The sequence below is a fragment of the Nibrella viscosa genome (assembly GCF_039541875.1).
GTDB lineage: Bacteria > Bacteroidota > Bacteroidia > Cytophagales > Spirosomataceae > Nibrella > Nibrella viscosa.
In genome coordinates, this window is record NZ_BAABHB010000002.1 from 384,462 (window position 1) to 407,303 (window position 22,842).

A 22,842-nucleotide genomic window follows, 5' to 3' on the forward strand; every position below is an offset into this window, starting at 1 on the left:
CTCTTGCAGACTACTAGCGACTATTGACTATCGACTATTGACTATCCACTATAACTGCTTCCGCAACCTTGCCACGGGGATATTCATCTGCTCGCGGTATTTGGCGACGGTCCGGCGGGCGATGTTGTAACCCCGGTCGTTGAGCATCTTTTCGAGCTTGTCGTCGGAGAGTGGGTTCATCTTGGGCTCATTGTCGATGAACTCTTTCAGAATGTTTTTCACCTCACGGCTGCTGACGTCCTCGCCTGAGTCGGTAGAGATACCTTCGGAGAAAAAGTATTTGAGCGGATAAATGCCAAATTCGGTCTGGATGGACTTGCTGTTGGCCACCCGCGAGACCGTCGATACGTCCATCTCGATCATGGTGGCGATGTCTTTCAGGATCATCGGCCGGAGCTTCGATTCATCGCCGGTCAGGAAGAAATCGTACTGAAACTCCACAATGGCGTTCATGGTCCGGAGCAGGGTCTGCTGGCGCTGCTTGATGGCGTCGATAAACCACTTGGCCGCGTCGAGTTTCTGCTTCACAAACGTGACCGTCTCCTTCAGCGATTTGTTGTTCTTGCTGCTCTTGTCGTAGGTATCCAGCATCTCGGCAAAGGAGCGGCTGATGCGGAGTTCCGGCGCATTTTTGGCGTTCAGCGTCAGTTCCAGCTTGCCGTTGTTGTTGGTCAGGATAAAATCAGGCAGCAGGTACTGAATGCCCCCTTCTTCGTTCTCGACCGAACCCGGTTTGGGGTTCAGCTTGGTGATGATATGAATGACTTCTTTCAGGTCTTCCTCGCTGATGTTCAGCCGCTTTTCGATTTTCTCGTAGTGCTTTTTCGAGAATTCATCAAAGAACTCGTCGATGATCCGGATAGCCAGGTGCACATACGGATCAGTCTGGTCTTTGCGCTGGAGTTGCAGAATCAGGCATTCCTGTAGCGTCCGGGCGGCAATACCGGGTGGGTCAAACGTCTGAATCTTTTTCAGCACCTCCTCCAGTTCATCCACATCCGTAAAAATATTCTGCGAAAAGGCCAGGTCATTGACAATCGCCTGGAGCGACCGGCGGATATAGCCGTCGCTTTCGATACTGCCGATGAGTTGCAGCCCAATGGCTTCCTGCTGTTCGTCCAGTTGCAGATAGCCGAACTGCTGCATCAGCGAGTCGATCAGGCTGGAGCGGGTAGCAATGGGTACATCGCGGTCTTCTTCGCCATAGTTGCCATCACCCTGCATTTTGTAGCCGCCGTATTCGTCGTCGTTCAGGTAGCCGTCGATGTCGAGCTCGTTGTTGCGTTCGTCATAGTCGTTCTCGTAGTCATCAGCAAACGGATCCTCCTCGGTGGGGGTATCATACTCCTCCGCGCCTTCTTCCAGGGCCGGGTTAATCTCCAGTTCTTCTTCGATGCGGCTGTCCAGCTCGGCGGTCGGAATCTGTAGCAGCTTGATAAACTGGATCTGCTGCGGAGATAGCTTCTGCTGTAGCGTCTGATTCAGGCTAAGCCTCTGCATGGTGAATGGTTATTAGGGTAGTGTACTAAAACGTTGAGTGAATGCGTAAGCGACCAGGGGTGCTCACAATTATCAGACCAATTTTATTAAATTTTTGTTTGACTCGCTAATAATATTTGTGTGAATAATTTCTAAGCCCTTGTTTTACAGTCAAAAATTTTAGCGAATTGCCGCTCCCTGCATGATTAACAAGCTGTATGATACCTCGCTGAGTCTGCTGACCGATCTGTACCAACTGACAATGGCGTATGGGTATTACCAATCGCAAACGGCTGAGAAAGAGGCCGTTTTTAACCTGTACTTCCGCAAACACCCGTTCAGCAGCGGCTTTACCGTAGCCTGCGGCCTCAATTACGTGATCGGTTACCTCCGTGAATATGGGCTCTCAAAAAAAGATATCCGCTACCTGAGAACGCTGACCGGCAACGACGGCAAACCGCTTTTCGACGCCGATTTTCTCCGCTACCTGGCGCAACTGGAGTTTACCTGTGATATCGATGCCATACCCGAAGGCACGGTGGTGTTTCCCAATGAGCCGCTGCTACGCATACGTGGCCCTATTCTGCAATGCCAGTTGCTGGAAACGCCCCTGCTGAATATGGTCAACTTTCAGTCGCTGATTGCCACCAAAGCCGCCCGGCTCCGGCTGGCGGCTAAAGACGATACTATCCTGGAGTTTGGACTTCGTCGGGCGCAGGGGGTCGACGGCGGCATGACGGCCAGCCGGGCGGCTTATATCGGCGGCTGCGATGCCACCTCCAACGTACTGGCCGGGAAGCTGTACGGCATTCCGGTAAAAGGCACCCACGCCCATAGCTGGGTGATGTCGTTCCCGGACGAACTGACTTCCTTTGAAACGTATGCCAGGGTGCTGCCCAACAACGTGACGTTTCTGGTTGATACCTACGATACGCTGGAGGGGGTGCGCAACGCCATCCGCGTTGGCCATACACTGCGGGAGCGGGGCCATACCCTGGCCGGCATCCGGCTCGATTCCGGTGACCTGGCTTACCTGAGCATTGAAGCCCGCAAGCTGCTGGACGAAGCCGGTTTTCCCAACACCGGCATTGTGGCCAGTAACGACCTGGACGAGCACATCATCACCAGTCTGAAAGAGCAGGGGGCACAGATCAACATCTGGGGTGTGGGCACCAAACTCGTTACCGCTTACGACCAGCCGGCCCTGGGTGGGGTTTATAAGCTGGCCGCCATTCGGGAGAAAAATGGGGAACAGACTCGCTGGGAATACAAGATGAAGCTGTCGGAGCAGGCCGTTAAAACCTCCACGCCCGGTATTCAGCAGGTCCGGCGGTACCTGGACGAACGGGGTAATTTCGTCTCCGATATGATCTACGACGAAGAGCTGCAACTTACCGATGCCGCCACGATGATTGATCCGCTGGATTTCACCAGGCGCCGGAAGTTTGACGCCGGGCAACCCTACGAAGATCTGCTGGTACCCATCTTCCGCCAGGGTAAACTGGTCTACCAGCAGCCCGACATTCACCAGGTGCGGGCACGGGTGCAGCAGCAACTCGCCGGCTTACACCCAGGCGTTAAGCGGTTTGTCAATCCCCATACCTATCCCGTCGGTCTGGAGCGACAACTGCACGAACTCAAAACGGCCCTGATTCTGAAGCTACGGGGGCAGGGGTAAGGTGGCAGGGGATGGCAGGGGTAGCATGGGATTGCAGGGGTGCTCTTGCTCTTTTACCCTGCTACTCCCAGCTACTCCCTGCCACCCCTGCTCTTATTCCGCCCGCAATGATTTCACCGGATTGGTCAGGGCTGCCTTTACGCTCTGGAAAGAGACGGTGACAAGCGCAATGCCCACCGCCAGCAGACCGGCCAGGGCGAACATCCACCACTCAATGTTGACCTTATAGGCAAAATCCTGCAGCCAGCGGTTCATGGCGTACCAGGCGATGGGGGTGGCGATGAAGAAGGCGATGAGGACTAGTTTGAGGAAGTCGCGGCTGAGCATTGAGACAAGGCCCGGTACAGAGGCTCCCAGGACTTTACGGATGCCGATTTCTTTGGTGCGTCGCTGGGCGGTGAAGGTAGCTAAGCCGAACAGACCCAGACAGGCGATGAAAATGGCCAGGCCCGCCGATACCAGGAAGAGCTGCCCCCGGCGCTGGTCCGATTCGTACCGCCGGGCGTAGTTCTGATCGAGAAAATACGTCTCGCAGATATTGGCGGGGTCAAATTCCTTAAATGTCCGTTCGATGTACGCGAGCGTCTCCGGCAGGTTGTCGGGAGTGAGCCGTACCAGAAGATTATCGGAGTCGGCCTTACGAATCGGCGTCAGAATGACGGGCTCGATGGGCCGGTGCAGGGAGGCCACGTGAAAATCGGCCACGACACCTACCACCTCCACCGGTTCCGGTAGTGCCGACTTTTCGTCGGCGGGCAGGAACCAGACTTTTCGGCCGATAGGGTTTTGCCAGCCGGCTTTGCGCACCAGCGTTTCATTGACGATTACCGACCGCAGTGAATCGGCCCCAAACGCCGGGCTGAAACCGCGACCGGCCTTTAGCCGGAGCTGCATGGTCGACAGGTAGTCGGTGTCGACGCCCAGCATGTGGGTCATATCGGTACGGGACGCCCGCTGGTTGTTCTTTTCCAGAAACACTCCACCCAGGCCGAGATCGTCTTTGCCTAAGGGGTTGGTGGTAGCAGTCGCCTGGAGAATAGCGGGGTTGCGCAGCAGTTGCGTTTTAAAAGCCGCCATGCGGTGGCGCATGGCGTAATCGGGCACCCGAATGCCCACCACCGGCGCGTTGGTGAAACCCAGGCTTTTGGTAGAAACATACCGCATCTGGGCGTACACCACCAGCGTGGCGGCAATCAGTGCAATGGATACGGTAAACTGCGTCACCACCAGCGCTTTGCGGAGGGTGCCCTGGCCGACAGCCGTGAAACGCGATTTGAGCACCCGCACCGGGGCAAAGCCCGATAGCACAAACGCCGGGTACAGTCCGCTCAGCAATCCGGTGAGCAGGGTGAGGCCAATCAGCCCGCCCGTCAGCAGCGTATTTCCGTCTATTATACCCTGGAGCGATTTACCCGTTAGCTGGTTGACAAACGGCAGCGCCAGCTCGACCAACTGTGCACACACCACCAGCGCCAAACCGGCCAGCAGCAGCGATTCGGTCAGGAACTGCGCCACCAACTGGCCACGCAGCGAGCCCACCACCTTCCGGATACCGATCTCTTTGGCCCGCATCGCCGATTGCGCCGTGGTCAGGTTGATATAGTTGATACCCGCCAGCAGCAGGATAATAGCCGCCACAACCCCAAACAGGTACAGATACCGTATATCGGCATTGGCCGACAGCTCGTTAACCAGGTGTGAGTGCAGGTGAATGGATGTCAGCGGTTGCAACTCCAGAAACGCCGTTACACCCATCATGTCCAGGTGTTTCTTGTAGAACGCCGGCATTTTGGCCTGCAATTGGGCCACATCGTAGTCGTTGGGAAGCAGCAGGTAGGTATACAATGAAAAGTTCTGCCACTCCTTCAGAAAAGCCGCATTCGTGTTGATAGCGCCCACGGCTCCAAACTGGAAATGCGATTGCATGGGCGGATCGGCCACTACGCCCGTAATGAGATAATCCGGACTATTCTGGATGTGAATGGTCTGGCCGTACGCTTTGGACGCATTCCCAAAAAGGTGTTCGGCTACCGAGCGGGTCAGTACCATTGAATTCGGGCTATCCAGCGCCCGCGCCGGGTCTCCCGCCAGAAACGGGTAGCTAAACAGCTCGAAAAAGCCCGAATCGGCGTATATCACCACGCTTTTGACCGGCTCACCAGTGGATTTGAGATATTCGCCCCCTTCGGTCAGGATGCGTACGGCTTGCTCTACCTCCGGAAAATCAGCTTTAAGGGCGGGCGCGTACGGGCCTGAGGTAGAGGCCGCGTCGATCTGGTTGCCTTCCCACCGGAAGTGATTCACCACCCGTACAATGCGGTCGGCGTTGGCGTGAAAGCGGTCGTAGCTCAGTTCATCGGCAATGAACAGGCCGATCAGCAGGCAGACAGTCAGCCCGACGGCCAGACCCAGCACGTTGATCAGGCTGAAGGTACGGTTCTTCCACAGGTTGCGAATGGCGATCTTGAGGTAATTTCTGAGCATAAAGGAGCGGGTTTACCAGCAGGTGTATGAGACCTGCCGCTGGGTGGATGCTCTCGGCGCAGCGGTTAGCCAGGCTGAGTCGACTCCATAGGATACCCAAAAGTAATGCCAGATGCGGATTGCCTTATTATTTCTTAGCTACGGGCGGTAAGCGCTAAGGCGTTGTCCATTTATGGACAGGGCGCGTTCGGTTGCGGACAGCTTACCCCTCCCCTTGAACTAAGAGGGGGGGGGCGGGGGTGGGGTATACCCTCACTTAAATTCCACCACACTATACGCCGATTGATTCGGCTTCCGCGTCTGAGTCCCAACCTTTGTCTGCACCCGGTCATCGTCGTGAATGACCATAAGCCGGCGGGGGGTAATGATGGTGAGGTCTTCGGCTTTGTGGTCAAACTTCAGGAAGGTGCCGGTGCGGTAATCGACAATGGGCCGCAGTTTGTTCGTGCCCAGATTGTCCCGGTCTACTGTCCAGAGGTAGGCGGCCAACTGCTCGCCGTTTTCATAGGAGGTCAGAACGTAAAACTGGTCGTATACCTTATCATATTCGATGCTGGAGAGGGCGAGTGGCTTCGGCAGGTTGGGATAAGACGCGGCCAGGTCAAAATCGGCCGCTACACTGAACGGCCCCGTCAGGCTAACCTGTCCGTTATCGATGCGGTACGGCACCGACAGCAATTTGATCTTGTACTGGAAGGCATCATATTTAGCCCCTTCTTCGCGGATGCCCAGATAGAGCCGGTCGTCGGTAGCGGCCAGGCCCTCGATCTTAAAATAGGGAGCCCCGTTGGGAAAGTCCGGTGAGGTCAGCAGCCGGGAAATCTGCTCCCGCAGGCTCACCGAGGTGGGGTCGTCGGGGGTGGCACCCAGGACCTTTACGTCGTCGCGGTTGTTGGTGTTCCAGTACAGAATGGTGCTGTAGCCGTTCCACTCTTTACTGTCCGGCTTGATGCGGTCGAAGGCCGTGGTCAGAAACGCATATCGGCCGTCGGGTGTCAGTGCAAAATCCTCGTATTTCTTACCGATCTTAAACGCTTCGCCGGTCAGGTAGTTGGGTTTCTGGCCGGGGCGGGTGAAATCGTCGTTGCGATAGCCCCAATAAAAGACGGATGCTTTTCCGCCCGGTACGTCTTTGTCGCTGGCCACCAGTATATCGTTGCCGTCGAAGAGAATGGCCGAGGCTTCGCACCAGACCGCCGGTCCGTCGGGCACTTCGTCAAAGCAATCGATAAAGCCTTCCTGCGTAATGGTGGCTAAGACCCGCCGGTCTACGCCGGACTTACTCACCTTTCGATCACTGTCGGTTGTAGAACCCTGAGCGGGCGTTTGGGCGGTCTTACACTCGGTGAGCGTTAGTAGCGAGAGTGTCAGCAGCAGAAGTGACCACGAATAGCGCATGGGACTGGATGGGTTTATCAGTAAGGCTGTGCTGCCAAAATTAGGAAGTAAATCTATTTTCAGCGCATTTTTGTTATTCCTGTATATCGTACGTAACACACTTGCATGAAACTTATCAACGTAGCGGCCGGAGTTCTTAATCAAATCCCTTTAGCCTGGGAACACAATCAGCAAAATATCATCAACGCCATCGACGAAGCCCGGAACCAGGGCGTCAGCCTGCTCTGCCTGCCCGAGCTTTGTATCTCCGGCTACGGTTGCGAAGACGCCTTCTTTTCGCAAAACACCATCGACCAGTCTATTGCCTCTTTGCTGGAGATTGTCAATCACACGCAGGACATCATTGTATCGGTGGGCTTACCCATCCGGCACAGCAACCGGACCTTCAACGTGGCCTGTCTGATCGCCAACAAGCGCATTCTGGGCTTTGTGGCCAAGCAGTACCTGGCCAACAACGGCATTCACTACGAGCACCGCTGGTTTCAACCCTGGGTGCTTAACCTGCGCGACGAAATTAAAGTAGGAGAGTTTAGCTACCCGCTCGGTGATCTGGTGTTTGAGGTATCGGGCATCCGCATCGGTTTCGAGATCTGCGAAGATGCCTGGATTGCCGGGCGGCCGGGCCGGTCGCTCTATGAGCGGGGTGTCGACATTATCCTGAACCCCAGCGCCAGCCATTTTTCGTTCTTTAAGTCGCAGGTGCGGGAGCGCTTTGTCATTGATGCGTCGCGCTCGTTTGGCGTCAGCTACGTGTACACCAATATGCTGGGTAATGAATCGGGCCGGGCTATTTTCGACGGTGACGCTATGGTGGCCAGCAACGGCGAACTGCTGGTATCCGGTGCCCGGCTGAGCTACGAAGATTTTGTGATTGTACCGGCCGTAATCGATGTAGAGGTAACGCGGCTGACGCAGGCGCAGAACCGCGTCAACCTGTCTCTGCTGATGCCCAACCTGCGCGTACCGGGCACCTTCGATTTTCCGGAGATCGGCCCGGTAATGCAGAAAGCCGAACTGGAACCCTGGGAGCGGGGTGGCGCTTTGAAAGAAGAGGAGTTTGCCCGCGCCGTAGCGCTCGGCCTGTTCGATTACCTGCGGAAGAGTCGTTCGCAGGGGTACGTGCTGTCGCTGAGCGGGGGTGCCGATTCGTCGTCCATTGCCGCCCTGGTGTTCCTGATGGTGAAGATGGCCGCCGAAAATATCGGGCTGGACGGTATTAAAAAGAAGCTGAGCTATATCAACGCCATTCAGGCTTGTCAGTCGCCCGAGGAGATGGTCGGCAAGCTGCTGACGGTTATCTACCAGGGCACCGAAAACAGCTCGCCCGATACGCTGCACTCGGCGCAGTCGCTGGCGGAGTCGATCGGGGCCACGTTTTACAACATCAACATCAATGGGCTGGTCGAGACGTATACCAAACTGATTGAAGATCAGATTGGCCGTCAGCTCAAATGGGAGACCGACGATCTGACGTTACAGAACATTCAGGCGCGGGTGCGGGCACCGGGTGTCTGGATGCTGGCCAACCTGAACAACGCCCTGCTGCTCTCGACCTCCAACCGTTCTGAAGCCGCCGTGGGCTACGCCACCATGGACGGCGATACGGCGGGCAGCATCTCGCCCATCACGGGCATCGACAAGCATTTTCTGCGCGGCTGGCTGCGCTGGCTCGAAACCGAAGGACTGAACGTCATTAACACGCCCACGCCCGACGAGCGCATTACCATTGCGGGCCTGCACGCCGTCAATAACCTGCAGCCCACCGCCGAATTGCGGCCGCTGGACCGCAACCAGACCGACGAAGACGACCTGATGCCGTACGAGGTGCTGAACGCCATAGAGCTGATCGGCATCCGCGACAAGCAGCCGCCGGTAGAAGTGCTGAAAGCGATGGAGGTCCGCTTCAAGGGTGTTTACGACCGGGAGAAGCTCTTGCTGTGGGTGGAGCGCTTTTTCCGGCTCTGGAGCCGCAACCAGTGGAAGCGCGAGCGCTACGCCCCCTCGTTCCACCTCGACGACCACAACCTGGACCCGCGTGGCTGGATGCGCTTCCCGATCCTGTCGGGCGGTTTTGAGAAAGAAATCCAGCAGATGAAAGACTACGCCAGCGGCTGGGACGGCAACCGGCGCAAGGGGAAGATTGGGTTTTAGCTTAATGCAACCCACTATTATTTGTAAATTAGCAGACTATGAGAACAATTAAGATCGAAGTGCAGGATGACCTGGTGCAGCGGCTCGGAGTAGCCGCTGTCCAAAAGCTGCTGGAGGAAGAATTAGCTTACCAGCGTTTTAAACTGCTGGAGGAGAGCATACAGGCATCTATGCAGGCAGCGGAAGGAGTGGATTGGGAGAAGGAGTTTGAGCACGCCCGGCAGGAAGCGTTTGACGAATACCAACGCCAGCACCGCACAAAATGACCTCTTATATACTGGATGCCAATATTCTGTTCAGCGGTATTCTAAGTCGTAAGCCAGTTTATAGGGCATTATTCTCTACATACGTTTTTTATATACCTGACTTTGCCCTTATTGAGCTGGAAAAGTACCGAGCACTTATCCGGAAGAAGGCCGGAACAGAGAGTGAGCAGCTAAAGGAGTTTATTCTATTTATCTTTTCGAGACTTATAGTGGTGCCTGCTTACATTGTTTCTGACGCAAACAAGGTTCATGCTGCGGAGTTGGTCAAAACTATTGACCCAAAAGACATTGCCTATGTAGCCCTGGTAGAAGAATTGAACGCCACATTACTCACCAGAGATCAGGTTTTGCACAACGGCCTTGTTGCCAGGGGGTACACGAAGGTTCAACTTTTCGAGAGCTTTATAGAAGAGCAAATTAAGTTAGGCCTGGTATGAAAACAATCCTCCTGGGCCTGCTTTTTGCCGCGCTGTGGGCGTCGGCAGCGGTGGCAACAAAGTTCGGTATACAATCGGCTGATCCGCTGGTGCTGGCCAATGTGCGGTTTTTGATCGCGGGTGGCCTGATGCTGTTCTACGCCCATGGCCTGCGGTCGAATCATAATGCCCGGCCCAAAGGCATCGAATGGCGGCAACTGACCATCTTTGCGCTGCTCAATACGACCATCTACCTGGGCACCTTTGTGCTGGCGATGGAGGAGGTGTCGGCGGGTATTGGTAGCCTGTCTACAGCAACCAATCCGCTATTTATTACGCTGCTGTCGGCTATATGGCTCCGGCGGCCCCTGCTATGGAATGAAGGCGCAGGGCTCCTGCTGGGACTGGCCGGCGTGGGCGTTGCCACGTATCCGCTGCTCGAAGACAGCCATGCCACCGTACAGGGGCTGCTAATTCTGCTCGTCGGCATGATTTCGGTATCGGCGGCAACGGTGTACTACGCCCGCATTACCTGGCGGTTGCCCAATCTCGTTATCAACGGCTGGCAGGTGATGCTCGGCGGGCTGTTGCTGCTGCCTATTACGCTGCTGGCGGGGGATATGGCCACTACGCACTACGATACCCGTTTCTGGGCTTCCGTGTTCTGGCTGATCGTTCCGGTATCCGTAGTGGCGTTACAGCTCTGGTTTTACCTGGTCCGGCTGGATGCGGTGCGGGCGTCGCTGTGGCTGTTTCTCTGTCCCATCTTCGGCTTTGCCTACTCCGCCTGGCTCATGGGCGAGCCCATTACGCTATACACCGTAGTCGGTACGGTACTGGTCATCGGCGGCCTGTACCTGGCAAGGAAATAATTTGGGATTTGGGATTTACTCGTCGCTCATTAGCAGCGCTTTTTAAATCCCAAATCCCAAATCCTCAATCCCAAATCCGTTCATATTTTCCGGATGATCAGTTCGACGCGCCGGTTCAGTCGGCGGGTTTCTTCGGTGTTGTTGCCGGCAACGGGGCGGGTGCCGCCGTAGCCACGGGTTTGGATGCGCCGGGCCGCAATGCCGTTTTTCACCAGAAACTGTTTGATTACATCGGCCCGTTGTTTCGATAGAGCCAGATTCTTGTCAAAATCACCCTGATTGTCGGTATGGCCGGCCAGTTCGATCTCCACCCTGGGGTTATCCCGCAGAAACGTCAGCAGGTTATCCAGTTCAGGCTGCGAGTCCGGCAGCAGGTCGGCAGTGCTTTGGGCAAACTGGATGGCCCGTAGTTCAGTAGTAACGTCTTTTTCTAGCCGTAGTGCCGTAGGCGCAGGTACGCTGGGTGCTTTGGCCGGGGGAGTACCCGTTGTAGTGGGTTGGTTGGTAGCTTTCCGAACTTCCGGTGCGGGTGTCGTTTTCGTGACCGCAGGCGTGTCGGCCGATGGCCGGGCAAGGGTGCGCCCGAGCATGATCAGTTTTCCGGTCAGATGGGTCGGAAAGGTCGAGGTAAACGCAAACGGCTCTTCTTTGGTATCGTAGCCGGGAGCCCGGGTGCTAATGATATAGGAGCGTTTCGGGTCCAGCCGGAAGCGAAAGCTGCCGTCGGTAATGGTCATGCTGGTAAAGGGCCTGGTTTGATCTGCATACCGGATGCTAACCACCGCGCCAATAAGCATCCGACGCGTTTCGGCGTCGACAACCGCTCCTTCAATCAGGGTTTCCTGGGCTGGTTCTACCGCTTGCCGGTCCGGCTGACCCAAACAGACAGAAGCCATAGGCAACGCCATATAGAGCAGACCGGCAAGTTGGATAAAAAAGAGTTTTATCATAACACAAAAGTAACGCCAAACAGGGGTAAAATTGTCCCCGTAGGCTCAAAAAAAGCCCTCAGGATACCCTTGAACAGGCTTAAAAAAATAGCACGTCATAGAGCATAAAAATGTTGCTTAATGAGTTGTTTTTCAGTATATTTAATAGCTTAAAACCGGGGCAGAAAATGAACGTATACCGGGGCAGATTTGTTGATAAAGTATGAGAGAGACAACCAATGTGGCGATGAATGCAATGGATTCCCAGGCACCATTCGGGGCAGGTCTGCCGATGGACGAAAATTGGCGTAAATCTATACCGGCACAGGTGTTCCTGAATCATTTTTTTGCGATGGATTTTCACATCCAGAACCTGGATGATCTGTTCGATGTAGTGAAGTTTCCGATTTACCAGCAGTTTGAGCCGTCGGTTACCGATGAGCAACGGAAAGCGCTGGAGAAGTTACTGCTCAATAGCTGGAGCGCCGAATATGCACTGCGGATTACGCCGGTTGTGAACGACGAACAATATTTACAAAGCTCGTTGCACTGGACCTTCCCGCAGGCATACTACAGCGCCCTGTTCAGTGCGCGGGCGTTTCTGACCGTGCAGGGTATCAACGTAAGTAACGAAGACCTGATCCGGAAGCGGATCGGCAACGCCGTAGTGCGCGGCTTTTACCCAGCCTCTGTGGGCTACTACGCCCTGGGGCCGCTGAACAATTACCGGCTGCACCGGCTGCCCATGGCCAAGCGTATGGACGATGGTGCGAAACCAGATCTGGCTTTGCCCTCACGGGAAGTTGCCGCCCAGCTGGAGCTGGCGCAGTTTCTGAAAACTACCCGTGACCAGCGGATTAAAGCATTGAAGGTGATTATGCAGAGCAACCCGAAAACGGCCCTGCGGAGTCAGCGAACGGGCGAGATTCTGCAAAAGTTCAGCACCGAGCAATACAAGCAACTGGCCCGTCAAATCGGCTATACCACGTATTTCGATATGCTGAGCCGGCTGCGGATTTCGTCGACTAACCGCGAGATCGAGCGGTTTGTCGATTCGGAGATTGATGTTAAATTATTCCACCAGAGCCTGGTTAATATCGTATCGCACATCAATGCCGTACACGAGATTTATATAGCCAAGGCGCTGGGTGTAGCGGGCTATAAGCAGCTTATTGCCAAACTGCCGTCGTATCTACAGGAAGGCTTTGTGCGCGAGCGGCTGCATCAACTGATTGAGCCTATGCTAAGTCGTAAAATGGCGGCTTAACTAACGAGATTGCCCACCGTAGGCCGAACGACATGTCGTTCGGCTTTTTTGTTGCTTGAAGACGAAAGCTGTATACTAATCGCTTGTGGCTGGTGCCGCTGATAATCAGCTAAAACCGTTTACTAAATGACAACCGAAATATTCATCCAATAGAAATTTGATTCCCTATAATTTTTGTAGGTTAGATGATACAAACCCTATAACCAATAATCAGTATGAAGCGAAAAATTGTACGAGTTGCCCTGGGCGTTGTTGGGGCGGTGGCCCTGCTGGTCCTCGGTGGTGTCGCCTACGTGAAATTGATGCTGCCGGATGTAGGCCCGGCTCCGGAGATGAAAATTCAGGCTGATGCCGCCCAGATTGAGCGCGGGAAATACCTGGCGCATCATGTAGCCCTCTGTATTGACTGTCATTCCGAACGCGACTATAACCGGTTGGGAGCTCCGCTGGTCGTTAATTCGTACGGAAGGGGTGGTGAGGCTTTTGGGCGGGACATGGGCTTTCCGGGTGATATATATGCCCCTAATCTGACCCCGGCTCATCTGGGCAACTGGACCGATGGCGAGATTTACCGGGCCATTACCACCGGCGTCAGCAAAGACGGCAGAGCTTTGTTCCCGCTTATGCCCTATCAGCGGTTCGCGCAGATGGCCCCTGACGATATCAAAGCCATTATTGCCTATCTCCGTACGCTTCCTCCGATTCAGAACCAGGTAAAGGCTACCGAACTGGATTTTCCGGTCAATTTTATCGTGAATACCATACCGGCAAAAACTGAAGGAGGCAAGCGCCCCGATCCGGCTAATTCAGTTGAATACGGAAAGTATCTGGTCACGTTCGCCAGTTGTATCGAATGTCATACCCAGGCCGACGATCAGGGACAGCTGATTGCTGGTATGGAGTTTGCCGGAGGCCGTGAGTTTCCACTGCCAACGGGCACGGTACGCACGGCTAATATTACGCCCGCCAAAACGGGACTGGCGACCTGGACGAAAGGACAATTCATTCACAAATTTAAATCGCACGGCGATGGCTACGAAGCACCGGCTGTGAATGAGGGCGAGTTTAACACAATAATGCCCTGGACAATGTTTGCCGGGATGACTGAGCAGGATCTGGGCGCAATTTATGATTACCTGCGTACCCTCAAGCCCATCGAAAATAAAGTAGAGAAGTTTACCGCCCGGCCTACTCCTATGGCGAACCGGTGATTACGTTTAAGTAAAACGGAGAGGGGGGCAGAAACGGAAAATATTTTTGGCTGAACCCTTGAATAAGTGCCAGGAATTTGTTAGTATTCGGTAGAACAAACGAAGGTGTCAGACCGTATGCCAACAGCGAAAACCGACATGCTTGTGAGCCAATAAATTAAAAAAGCCGCCTGGTTGGGCGGCTTTTTTAGTTTATTTAAACTAGTGTTTTACTTTTAACCAGATCCGCTAATGTTTCAATCCAGATTGGGCTATCGTTCAGGCTTTCAACCAGTTGCCAATGTTTACCGCCGTTCTCTTCAAACAATTCTTTATACTCCTCGCCAACTTCAATGGTTGTTTCGAGGCAATCGGCAACAAAGGCGGGAGAGAAAGCCAGCACGCTTTTAATACCTTTCTGCGCTAAGTCTTTAATGGTGTCTTCCGTGTACGGCTTGATCCAGGGGTCATTACCGAGCCGCGACTGGAAGCAGGTGGTATACCTACCCTCGGGTATGCCCAGTTCACGCACCAGCCGGCGGGTGGTCTCGAAACACTGCGCCCGGTAGCAATACTGGTTCATGGCGTGCAGCGACGAGCAGCAGTCGCCCAGCCGGCACACCTCGCTGGTAACGTCGCCTTTGCGAATCTGGCGCTCGGGCAGGCCGTGGTAGCTGAAAATGAAATGCTCGTAATTGTACTCGGCCATGTATTTGCGGCCCAGTTGCACAAAGCCCTGGATAAACTTGGGATGGTCGAGAAAGCTGTTGACAAACTCGATGCGGGGAATGATCTGCCAATCCTTCACAACATCCATCACCTTCTGGTAAACCGAACCGGTGGTGGCGGAGGCATATTGCGGGAAGAAGGGGATGACAATGATGTCGGTCAGCCCCAGCCGCTGAAATTTCGCCAGCCCGGCGTCAATGCTGGGGCTTTGGTAGCGCATTGCCAGCTTCACCACGTAGCTGTCGCCGAGCGTTTTCTGCAACTCCCGCTCCACCACTTCGCCGTAGTATTTAAGCGGGGAGCCGTTTTCGGTCCAGACGGCTTTGTACACCTTTGCCGATTTGGGTGCCCGAAACGGCGCGATAATGCCGTTGACCAGCAGAAAGCGGGGAATAAACGGAATGTCGATGACGCGGCCGTCCATCAGAAACTCCCGCAGGTATTTACGAACGTCGGGCACCGACGGGCTGTCGGGTGTGCCGAGATTAACCAGCAAAACGCCGGTTTTGCCTAATTGGGTACGGGGTACGGTTGGTTGTTTTGAAACAGTTGTTTCCATACTCCGGAGAACAGTGTTTTTAACAAGTTTGTTGCATCACCTACTTCGCTTCCGGGTAGCGGCTCAGGTCGGTGCGGTCGAGAGAGGTAAAGACTTCGCCGGGGAGACCATTAAAGACGCGAATATCGGTGATCTCCCGCTCACCCCGCTTACCTGAGATCAGAATGTCGCCGTGCTTTTCGTAATGGGTCCAGGGGCTTACAAACTGTGGCTTCTCGTCGGTGTACTTAGGGAAGTAGGCGAACTGGGAAACCAGGTGGGTGTTTTTGTCGACCCAGACATGGTATTTGTTATCGGGGGTATTGCCGACGCCCTTAAAGGTCAGTTGCAGCAAATCGGCGTCGTTGCCGTCCTGTGTTTTGGCGTCGCCGAGGTATTTCAGCGTCACGCCGGAGTCTTTCAGCTTGAACGGCATCACCAGCCAGTACGAATCGTTGATCCATTGGCCTTTGCCCATTTTGACGTACTTCGCTACCGAGTCGGATTCGGTCAGTTCCTTGCCGTTGCGGAAAACCCGACCTTTGTCGGTGTTGATGTTCAGCAGAATCGTCTGGTCATTTTTCAGATTATCAACCCGTACGTTACCGGTCCATTTATCCCAGATCAGCCGGCGGTTACCGAAGAACGTCCAGGCAATCAGGTGGGTTTTATCCCAGTTGGCCCGCCCCCCCATAGCCTCCATCACCTGATCGGCAATTTGCACGGCTTTGGGGTCGGAGCCGGCCATGTCGAAGCCGTCGGCCGGCGGATTTGCATTTTTGCGGCTTTGGGAGCAGGCCGGTTGTACCAGAATGATGGCGAACAAACTACTGGCCATCAGCAAGCGGAGTAGAGACGTTTGCATAGAGTGATGAAACAAAAAAGATGTTTAGGCGCAAAATACACTATATTTCGGCATTGATATACGAATCAAGCCGGTACGTATAAAAAACTAAGCAAATAACCTTACTTTCCGGGTCGGCCGGTCAGCGTAAGTCGATGCTGCTATGACATTAACCCAACTGGAATACATCGTATCGGTGGATACTTACCGCCATTTTGCCACGGCGGCCGAGCATTGCCACGTTACCCAGCCGACGCTGAGCATGCAGATACAAAAGCTGGAAGATGAGTTAGGTATACTGATTTTTGACCGGTCTAAACAGCCGGTGGTGCCCACCGAGACCGGGCAGGTCATTCTGGCGCAGGCCCGCGAGGTGGTGCAGGCGGCCCGGCGCATCCCCGAACTGGTGAAGGAGTCGAAGAACGAGATCAGCGGAGAACTCCGGCTGGGCCTTATCCCAACGCTGGCTCCGTATCTGCTGCCGTATTTTATCCGCTCGTTTATCGGTAAATACCCGGCCGTAACCGTGCATGTGCACGAACTGCTGACCGATCAGGTGATCGATAAGCTAAAAAACGGGATGCTCGATGTCGGCATTGTGGTGACGCCCCTGCCGGATAGTGGCCTGCGGGAGTTTCCGCTGTTCTACGAACCGTTTATGCTCTACACCTCACCGGCGCATCCGCTGTACCAGCGCGACCGCGTTACCGCCGATGACCTGCTGACCGACGGCCTGTGGCTGCTGTCTGAAGGTCACTGCTTCCGCAACCAGGTGATGAACCTATGTGGGCAACCGTTACGCGGAGCCCAGCCCCTCCGCTACGAAACCGGCTCCCTCGAAACCCTCATGAAGATCATTGACAAGCAGGACGGCTTCACCCTGATTCCCTACCTCGCCACCCTCGATATGCCCACCGAGCGGCTGACTCGCGTAAAGCCATTTGTTGATCCGCAGCCGGTGCGGGAGGTAAGCCTGGTCACCCACCGCAGCTACCTCAAAAAAGGGTTGATCGATGCCTTGCAGCAGGAAGTCCTGGGGCATATGCCGGCAGAACTGAACCGGTGGGAAAAAGGGATGGTGGTGAGTTTGTAGTTCGGGGGTTTTGAGTTACGAATAGAAGAAATTGGCCTTTTTGTTGCTACCTTAGCTTTTTAGGTACGATTCTGTTTCGTGCCGATTGATCCTGCTACTTACGCGGGCTGAAAGCTCAACGGCCGGTACGCCCCGGCGGGGAACCGCGGAGCGGAACCGCCACTGGTACGTGTCATGAACAAAACGCTGGTTAACGATGTGGTGTGGGATGCCTTTCAGCAGGGCAGTGAGCCGGCGTTTCGGGCCTTGTATGTGGCGCATTACACGCTGCTGGTCAATTATGGCCGCCGGTTTGGGGCCGACGATGCCCTGATTGAAGATACCGTGCATGATCTGTTTCTGGAACTCTGGCACTACCGGCGTACGCTCACCCGGCCGCAATCGATTCAGTCGTATCTCATCAAAGCCTTTCGTAACCGGCTGCTGACTCAACTGGCGCAGCAAAACCGCTACCAGAGCCGCGACGAGTCGGACGATAGCTTTGGCTTGCTGCCAACCGAACCCTCGGCCGAGGAGCGACTCATTGAAGCAGGGCTGCATCAGGAGCAACAGCAGCGGGTGCAGAAGGCAATGGCACTGCTGTCGCCCCGGCAGCAGGAAATTCTCTACCTCCGCTATTTCAGCGAACTCAACTATGAGCAGATCTGCGCCGTGATGGGCATTACCTACCATACCGCCCGTACCCAAATGCACCAGGCACTCACCGCCTTACGGAAGCGGTTGCAGGAAAACTGGTCGGTCAGCATCCTGCTGATGCTGACCGTTCAATAGCCGGTTTTTGCTTTTTCAGAAAAAAAATTCTCCAAATCATACTACAAACGTCCGGCGGGGTTCTCTTACAGGCGATTATACCGCTACTGCATGAAATCGCTGGACTACTATGCATCCCTGGAGGCCGATGACCTGGCCGTTGAGCCGGAGTTTCGCGCCTGGGTGTTGTCGCCGAGCCCCCCCTTAAACCAGTTCTGGGAATCGGTCAAAGCTGTTAACCCCCAACAACAGGTCGTTATCGAACAGGCCCGGCTGCTGGTGTACGGTCTGGAAATGACCTGGGAAGACGTGCCGGAGGAGGTTACCGAGGCTTCGTATGCCCGGCTGCGTCATCGCCTGCCCTACGAACCGCCGGCTGTTCGGCCCCTATCTGGTGCCCGGCCCTGGTTTCACCGTTACCGCGCCGTGGCTGCGGCTCTGGCGATGTTGCTGCTGGCCGGTGTAGGGTGGTGGCTGCTGACCCGCTCACCCGAACTGCTTACCTACCAGACCGCCTACGGAAAAATCCGGACGGTAACGCTGCCCGACGGCTCGGTGGTGACGCTGAACGCCAACTCCACCCTGAACCTGACCAATAACTGGTCGACACAGGAGCGCCGGGAGGTAACCCTTACCGGAGAAGCGTATTTCGACGTGAACAAACACCCCAATGGCCGGCGAATGCCCTTTATCGTCCATACCGGCACGATGGATGTGGTGGTGCTGGGCACGCGCTTCAGCGTAACGACCCGCCGGGAGAAAACGCAGGTAGTATTGCAGGAGGGTAAGGTAAAACTCGAACGGGACCGGCAGCCCGACATCATGATGCAGCCCGGCGATCTGGTGGAGGCTTCCGCCAATCAGCAGAAGATCCGGCACACCCGCGTCAACGCCGACCGCTACGTGGCCTGGCGGGAAAATCAGTTGATTTTCGAAGACGAGCCGTTGCAGGTAATCACCCAGCGGGTGCAGGACCTGTATGGCCTGCGGGTATCCGTGACCGACCGCGCCCTGCTGGATGAACGCTTTACCGGGGTAACCCCCATCGACCAGCCCGATCTCCTGATTCGCCTGCTGGCCGAAACTTTCAAATGCCGGACTACCCGTCAGGGTACCGACATCGTACTCACGCCCAAAACCAGATAAACCATGAAAAACCTATTACCTAACCTGATCGGGGTGGCTTTCTGCCTGAGCCTGGGGAGCCTGTACTCCACCGCCGATGCGCAGGTGCTGGCTTCGTCCTCCCTGTATCCACAGACCCGGCCGGGAGCCCCCTTTACCCAGCCTGAACACAACAGCCGGTCGGTGCGCCCGGCCGCCAAAGCGCTGAGCGATGTGCTCCGCGATATGGAAAACCGGTACGGCATCCGGTTCGCTTTCCAGCGTAAAACGGTTCAGTACAAATTTGTGCGGATGCCGTTGTCGACGTCATCCGACCGGGAGGCTGTTTTGAAATCGATCCTGAAGCCCTTGAACCTGACCTACCGGAAGGTAGACGAACAGTATTACGTTATCGTGGAGGCCGACGACGAAGCTACCAGACAGACCGGTTCGGTTCTGGAGTCGCCGGTATCCGACGAGCGGGCCTTACCAACGCGGCCGGTCAACAGCAACGACCTTCGGGAGAATACGGCAATCTCGTCAATGAACCTGCGCCAGCTTACCGAAGAACTGCGGCAGGAGCGCCGGATAACCGGAAGGGTGAGAGCCGACGATACCGGCGATGGCCTGCCGGGCGTGAGCGTTACGCTCAAAGGAACAAACCGGGGTACCTCCACCGATGCCGACGGTAATTACGTGATGAACATTCCCAACGGAAGCATTGCTACCCTGGTGTTCTCGTTTATCGGATATGCCTCGCAGGAGGTATCGGTAGGCAGCCAGTCGACCGTTAACGTCTCCCTGAAGCAGTCGGATCAGACGCTGAACGAGGTGGTGGTAGTGGGTTACGGTACGCAGCAACGGCGGGATGTGACGGGCTCCATTGCGTCGCTGAATACCCGCACCATCCGCGACCAGCCGGTTCCCAACATCGTAGAGGGCCTGACCGGGCGCATGCCGGGCGTGCTGATTCAGCAGAACACGGGCGCACCGGGCAACAGCCCGTCCATCAAAATCCGGGGTCTTGGCTCCATCAGCGCCGGTAATGGTCCGCTGGTGGTGATCGACGGGCAGCCGCTGGATTCGGGAACGCTCACCAACGGCGGTGGCTTGAACCTGCTCAACCCCAACGATATTGAGAAAATAGATGTGTTGAAGGATGCCTCGGCCACGGCCATCTACGGCTCGCGGGGAGCCAACGGCGTGGTGGTGGTGACCACCAAACGCGGGAAAGCCGGCCAAACCCGCCTGAACCTGGATTACTATACCGGTGTGCAGGAGGTGACCAAGAAAATGGACATCCTGAACGCCCAGCAGTTTGCCGAGTTCTCGAAAGAAGCCTTCAATACGGCCTACCTGGAGCGGGTACCGGGTGCCAGGGCCGAAGACCCGAACAGTGCCCGCCCGGCCGGTCAGCGGTATCGCTATCCGCGTGGAGAGATCGCTGGTGTGAGCTTCGATAACCCCGCCGGCCTGACAACCTACGACTACCAGGATATGATTTTCCGGAAAGCGCCTATCAGTAATTATCAGCTCACGGCTTCGGGCGGTTCGGAGAAGGTGCAGTTTATGGTATCGGGCAATTACCTGAGCCAGAAAGGAATTGTAAAAAAGTCGGGCATTGACCGGTACACCGTCCGGACCAACGTTGATGCGCAGATGACTTCGTTCCTGCGCATGGGCGTGAGTCTGAGTCCGTCGGTTACGGTCGAAGACCGGGTGAATACCGATGGCCACTGGGCCAGCAATGGCGTGATCAACTCGGCCCTGAACCTGCCGCCGTTTATCCCGATTTATCAGCCGGGCACTACGGTGTATAACTCGCAGGCTTTTTATGCCGCGCCCTACGACTGGCCGGGTATCACCAACCCCGTGGCCAACATCAACGAGGTCGACAACAAGTTCCGGATCAGCCGGTTGCTGGGCAATGCATACCTGGAACTGCAACTGCCTTTCAATATTCAGTACCGCGGTACCATCGGGGGAGACATTCAGCACCAGCGGCAGAACAACTTCCTGACCTCGGCGCTGCCCCTGAATCAGCTACTGCCGCCGACTGTCAGCACGGCGGTTTCCAATACCTTCCAGAGTATCAACTGGGTAACCAACCACACGCTGACCTATAACCGGCAGATTGCCGACATGCACCGGCTGGAGGTGCTGGTAGGTCTGGAGAGCCAGAAGAATGACTTTGAAAGCAACCGCGTGAACGCCAATAACTTTCCCAACGACATTGTCCGGACCATCAACGCGGGTACTATCACCGGCGGTAGTTCGTTCCGCGATCAGTGGTCGCTGGCGTCCTACTTTGGCCGGGTGGCGTATTCGTTCCAGGATCGGTATCTGGTCAATGCCTCGTTCCGGCGCGACGGTTCTTCGCGCTTCGGCCGTAACAACCGCTGGGGTACATTCCCCTCGGCATCGGTCGGCTGGCGGGTATCCGAAGAGCCCTTCCTGAAAGATGTTAAGTTTATTTCCGAACTAAAGCTGAAAGCCAGCTACGGCTTGTCGGGGAATAATGCCTTTACCAGCAATTATCCGGCAATTGGTCTGTTGTCCAGCGATAACTATGTGTTCGGCAATGTACTGGCCAACGGCCTGGCGGTGAGTTCTATCGGTAACGACAACCTGACCTGGGAAAAAAGCCGGCAAACCGATATTGGCCTCGAACTGGGCATCCTGAACAACCGGATTTTCCTGACCGCCGACTATTACAAGCGCATCACCACCGACCTGCTGCTGGCCGTGCAGGTGCCCACGCTCACGGGTTTCTCGTCGGCGGTGCGGAACATCGGTAAGGTCGAGAACAAAGGGATGGAGTTTGCGCTGAATACCCGCAACCTGGTGGGCGCCTTTACGTGGTCGACGGACCTGAACATTTCCTTTAACCGCAACAAGGTACTGGCACTCGGACCCACCGGCGACCCCATCCGCAGCGGTACGGGCGTAGGCGAAACCAACATTACCGTGATTGGTCAGCCGCTCGGCAGCTTCTACGGCTACCGGCAACTGGGCGTTTTCCGAGATCAGGCCGATCTGGACAGCTATCCGCACTTTGCCGATACCCGCCCCGGCGATGTGAAATACGAGGACGTGAACGGTGACGGCAAAATCAACGCCGACGACCGGACGCTGATCGGCAACAACCAACCCGATTTTATCTACGGCTTCACCAACAGTTTCAGCTATAAGGGTATCGACCTGAACATTGTGGTGCAGGGCGTGCAGGGCGGTCAGATCCTGAACCTCTCGCGCCGGTTCTACGAAAACCTGGAAGGTAACTCCAACGCCCTCACGACGGTGCTGGATCGCTGGCGGTCTCCGCAGAATCCCGGCAATGGCGTTACGCCCCGCGCCAATACGCGCACAACAGGTAACAACAATGCCATATCGACCCGGTGGGTCGAAAACGCCAGTTACCTGCGCGTGCGCAACATAACCATCGGCTATAACCTGCCCCGTACCCTGACGCAGCGGGCCAAACTCCAGGGTGTACGGGTGTATGCCGGCGTGCAAAACGCACTGACGTTCTCGAAATACCTGAGTTTCAACCCGGAAGTGAGCGGCTACGAAGGACCGCTGACGGGCGGGGTCGATTACGGAAGCTACCCGCTGGCGCGGACCTACACCATTGGCGTAAACATCGGACTCTAA

At 55.6% G+C, this 22,842-nt stretch carries 17 protein-coding genes; 11 read left to right on the forward strand and 6 right to left on the reverse strand.

Annotated elements, in window-relative coordinates; genetic code table 11:
* Positions 1 to 48: 48 nt before the first annotated feature.
* Positions 49 to 1,500, reverse strand: a complete 1,452-nt coding sequence (gene rpoN, locus ABD931_RS06240; protein ID WP_345265050.1) for an RNA polymerase factor sigma-54 — start codon at positions 1,498 to 1,500, stop codon at positions 49 to 51.
* Between the two features lie 181 nt (positions 1,501 to 1,681).
* Here rpoN and ABD931_RS06245 point away from each other — a divergent pair, with 181 nt between their 5' ends.
* Positions 1,682 to 3,157 carry a nicotinate phosphoribosyltransferase gene (locus ABD931_RS06245; protein WP_345265054.1) on the forward strand — a complete coding sequence of 492 codons (1,476 nt, stop codon included), beginning with the start codon at positions 1,682 to 1,684 and terminating at the stop codon, positions 3,155 to 3,157.
* A 93-nt stretch (positions 3,158 to 3,250) separates the two neighbouring features.
* Here ABD931_RS06245 and ABD931_RS06250 read toward each other — a convergent pair whose 3' ends face one another.
* Positions 3,251 to 5,641, reverse strand: a complete 2,391-nt coding sequence (locus ABD931_RS06250) for an ABC transporter permease (RefSeq protein ID WP_345265056.1) — start codon at positions 5,639 to 5,641, stop codon at positions 3,251 to 3,253.
* Positions 5,642 to 5,893: 252 nt separating this feature from the next.
* Positions 5,894 to 7,039 (reverse strand): hypothetical protein, encoded by a 1,146-nt coding sequence (locus ABD931_RS06255; protein ID WP_345265058.1) that lies wholly within the window; start codon positions 7,037 to 7,039, stop codon positions 5,894 to 5,896.
* Positions 7,040 to 7,144: 105 nt separating this feature from the next.
* On the opposite strand from ABD931_RS06255, the gene nadE reads away from it, so the two are divergent.
* From nadE to ABD931_RS06275, 4 genes are read left to right on the forward strand one after another with little or no spacing between them, the layout of a single operon-like run.
* Entirely contained in the window at positions 7,145 to 9,190 is a 2,046-nt protein-coding gene (gene nadE, locus ABD931_RS06260) for an NAD(+) synthase (RefSeq protein ID WP_345265060.1), read from the forward strand.
* A 38-nt stretch (positions 9,191 to 9,228) separates the two neighbouring features.
* Positions 9,229 to 9,456: a hypothetical protein gene (locus ABD931_RS06265; RefSeq protein ID WP_345265062.1), complete on the forward strand. Its 228-nt coding sequence runs from the start codon at positions 9,229 to 9,231 to the stop codon at positions 9,454 to 9,456.
* Positions 9,453 to 9,893: a PIN domain-containing protein gene (locus tag ABD931_RS06270; protein ID WP_345265064.1), complete on the forward strand. Its 441-nt coding sequence runs from the start codon at positions 9,453 to 9,455 to the stop codon at positions 9,891 to 9,893. The genes ABD931_RS06265 and ABD931_RS06270 overlap by 4 nt, the downstream gene beginning before the upstream one ends.
* Positions 9,890 to 10,744, forward strand: a complete 855-nt coding sequence (locus ABD931_RS06275) for a DMT family transporter (protein WP_345265067.1) — start codon at positions 9,890 to 9,892, stop codon at positions 10,742 to 10,744. Before ABD931_RS06270 ends, ABD931_RS06275 begins: the two co-directional genes overlap by 4 nt.
* Positions 10,745 to 10,824: 80 nt before the next feature.
* On the opposite strand, the gene ABD931_RS06280 is transcribed toward ABD931_RS06275, so the two are convergent.
* Entirely contained in the window at positions 10,825 to 11,694 is an 870-nt protein-coding gene (locus ABD931_RS06280) for an OmpA family protein (protein WP_345265069.1), read from the reverse strand.
* Between the two features lie 202 nt (positions 11,695 to 11,896).
* Between ABD931_RS06280 and ABD931_RS06285 the strand changes: the two genes are divergently transcribed.
* Together ABD931_RS06285 and ABD931_RS06290 are read left to right on the forward strand one after the other, a co-directional pair.
* Positions 11,897 to 12,940, forward strand: coding sequence for a hypothetical protein (locus ABD931_RS06285; protein ID WP_345265071.1), 1,044 nt, complete (start codon positions 11,897 to 11,899; stop codon positions 12,938 to 12,940).
* A 215-nt stretch (positions 12,941 to 13,155) separates the two neighbouring features.
* Positions 13,156 to 14,151: a c-type cytochrome gene (locus ABD931_RS06290; RefSeq protein ID WP_345265073.1), complete on the forward strand. Its 996-nt coding sequence runs from the start codon at positions 13,156 to 13,158 to the stop codon at positions 14,149 to 14,151.
* A 196-nt stretch (positions 14,152 to 14,347) separates the two neighbouring features.
* Here the strand turns inward: ABD931_RS06290 and hemH are convergent, their stop codons facing one another.
* Together hemH and ABD931_RS06300 are read right to left on the reverse strand one after the other, a co-directional pair.
* A complete protein-coding gene (gene hemH, locus ABD931_RS06295; protein ID WP_345265075.1) occupies positions 14,348 to 15,418 on the reverse strand; it encodes a ferrochelatase in 1,071 nt (356 codons plus the stop codon).
* A 40-nt stretch (positions 15,419 to 15,458) separates the two neighbouring features.
* Entirely contained in the window at positions 15,459 to 16,262 is an 804-nt protein-coding gene (locus tag ABD931_RS06300) for a hypothetical protein (RefSeq protein ID WP_345265077.1), read from the reverse strand.
* Positions 16,263 to 16,404: 142 nt separating this feature from the next.
* Here ABD931_RS06300 and ABD931_RS06305 point away from each other — a divergent pair, with 142 nt between their 5' ends.
* The 4 genes from ABD931_RS06305 (at position 16,405) to ABD931_RS06320 (ending at position 22,842) form a co-directional block, all read left to right on the forward strand.
* Positions 16,405 to 17,334 (forward strand): hydrogen peroxide-inducible genes activator, encoded by a 930-nt coding sequence (locus ABD931_RS06305; RefSeq protein WP_345265079.1) that lies wholly within the window; start codon positions 16,405 to 16,407, stop codon positions 17,332 to 17,334.
* A gap of 174 nt (positions 17,335 to 17,508) precedes the next feature.
* Complete coding sequence (locus ABD931_RS06310; protein WP_345265082.1) at positions 17,509 to 18,105, forward strand: RNA polymerase sigma factor; 597 nt, start codon at positions 17,509 to 17,511, stop codon at positions 18,103 to 18,105.
* 90 nt (positions 18,106 to 18,195) lie between these two features.
* The gene (locus ABD931_RS06315; RefSeq protein ID WP_345265084.1) at positions 18,196 to 19,230 is read left to right on the forward strand and encodes a FecR family protein; all 1,035 of its coding nucleotides are present in this window, start codon (positions 18,196 to 18,198) and stop codon (positions 19,228 to 19,230) included.
* Positions 19,231 to 19,233: 3 nt separating this feature from the next.
* Complete coding sequence (locus ABD931_RS06320) at positions 19,234 to 22,842, forward strand: SusC/RagA family TonB-linked outer membrane protein (RefSeq protein ID WP_345265085.1); 3,609 nt, start codon at positions 19,234 to 19,236, stop codon at positions 22,840 to 22,842.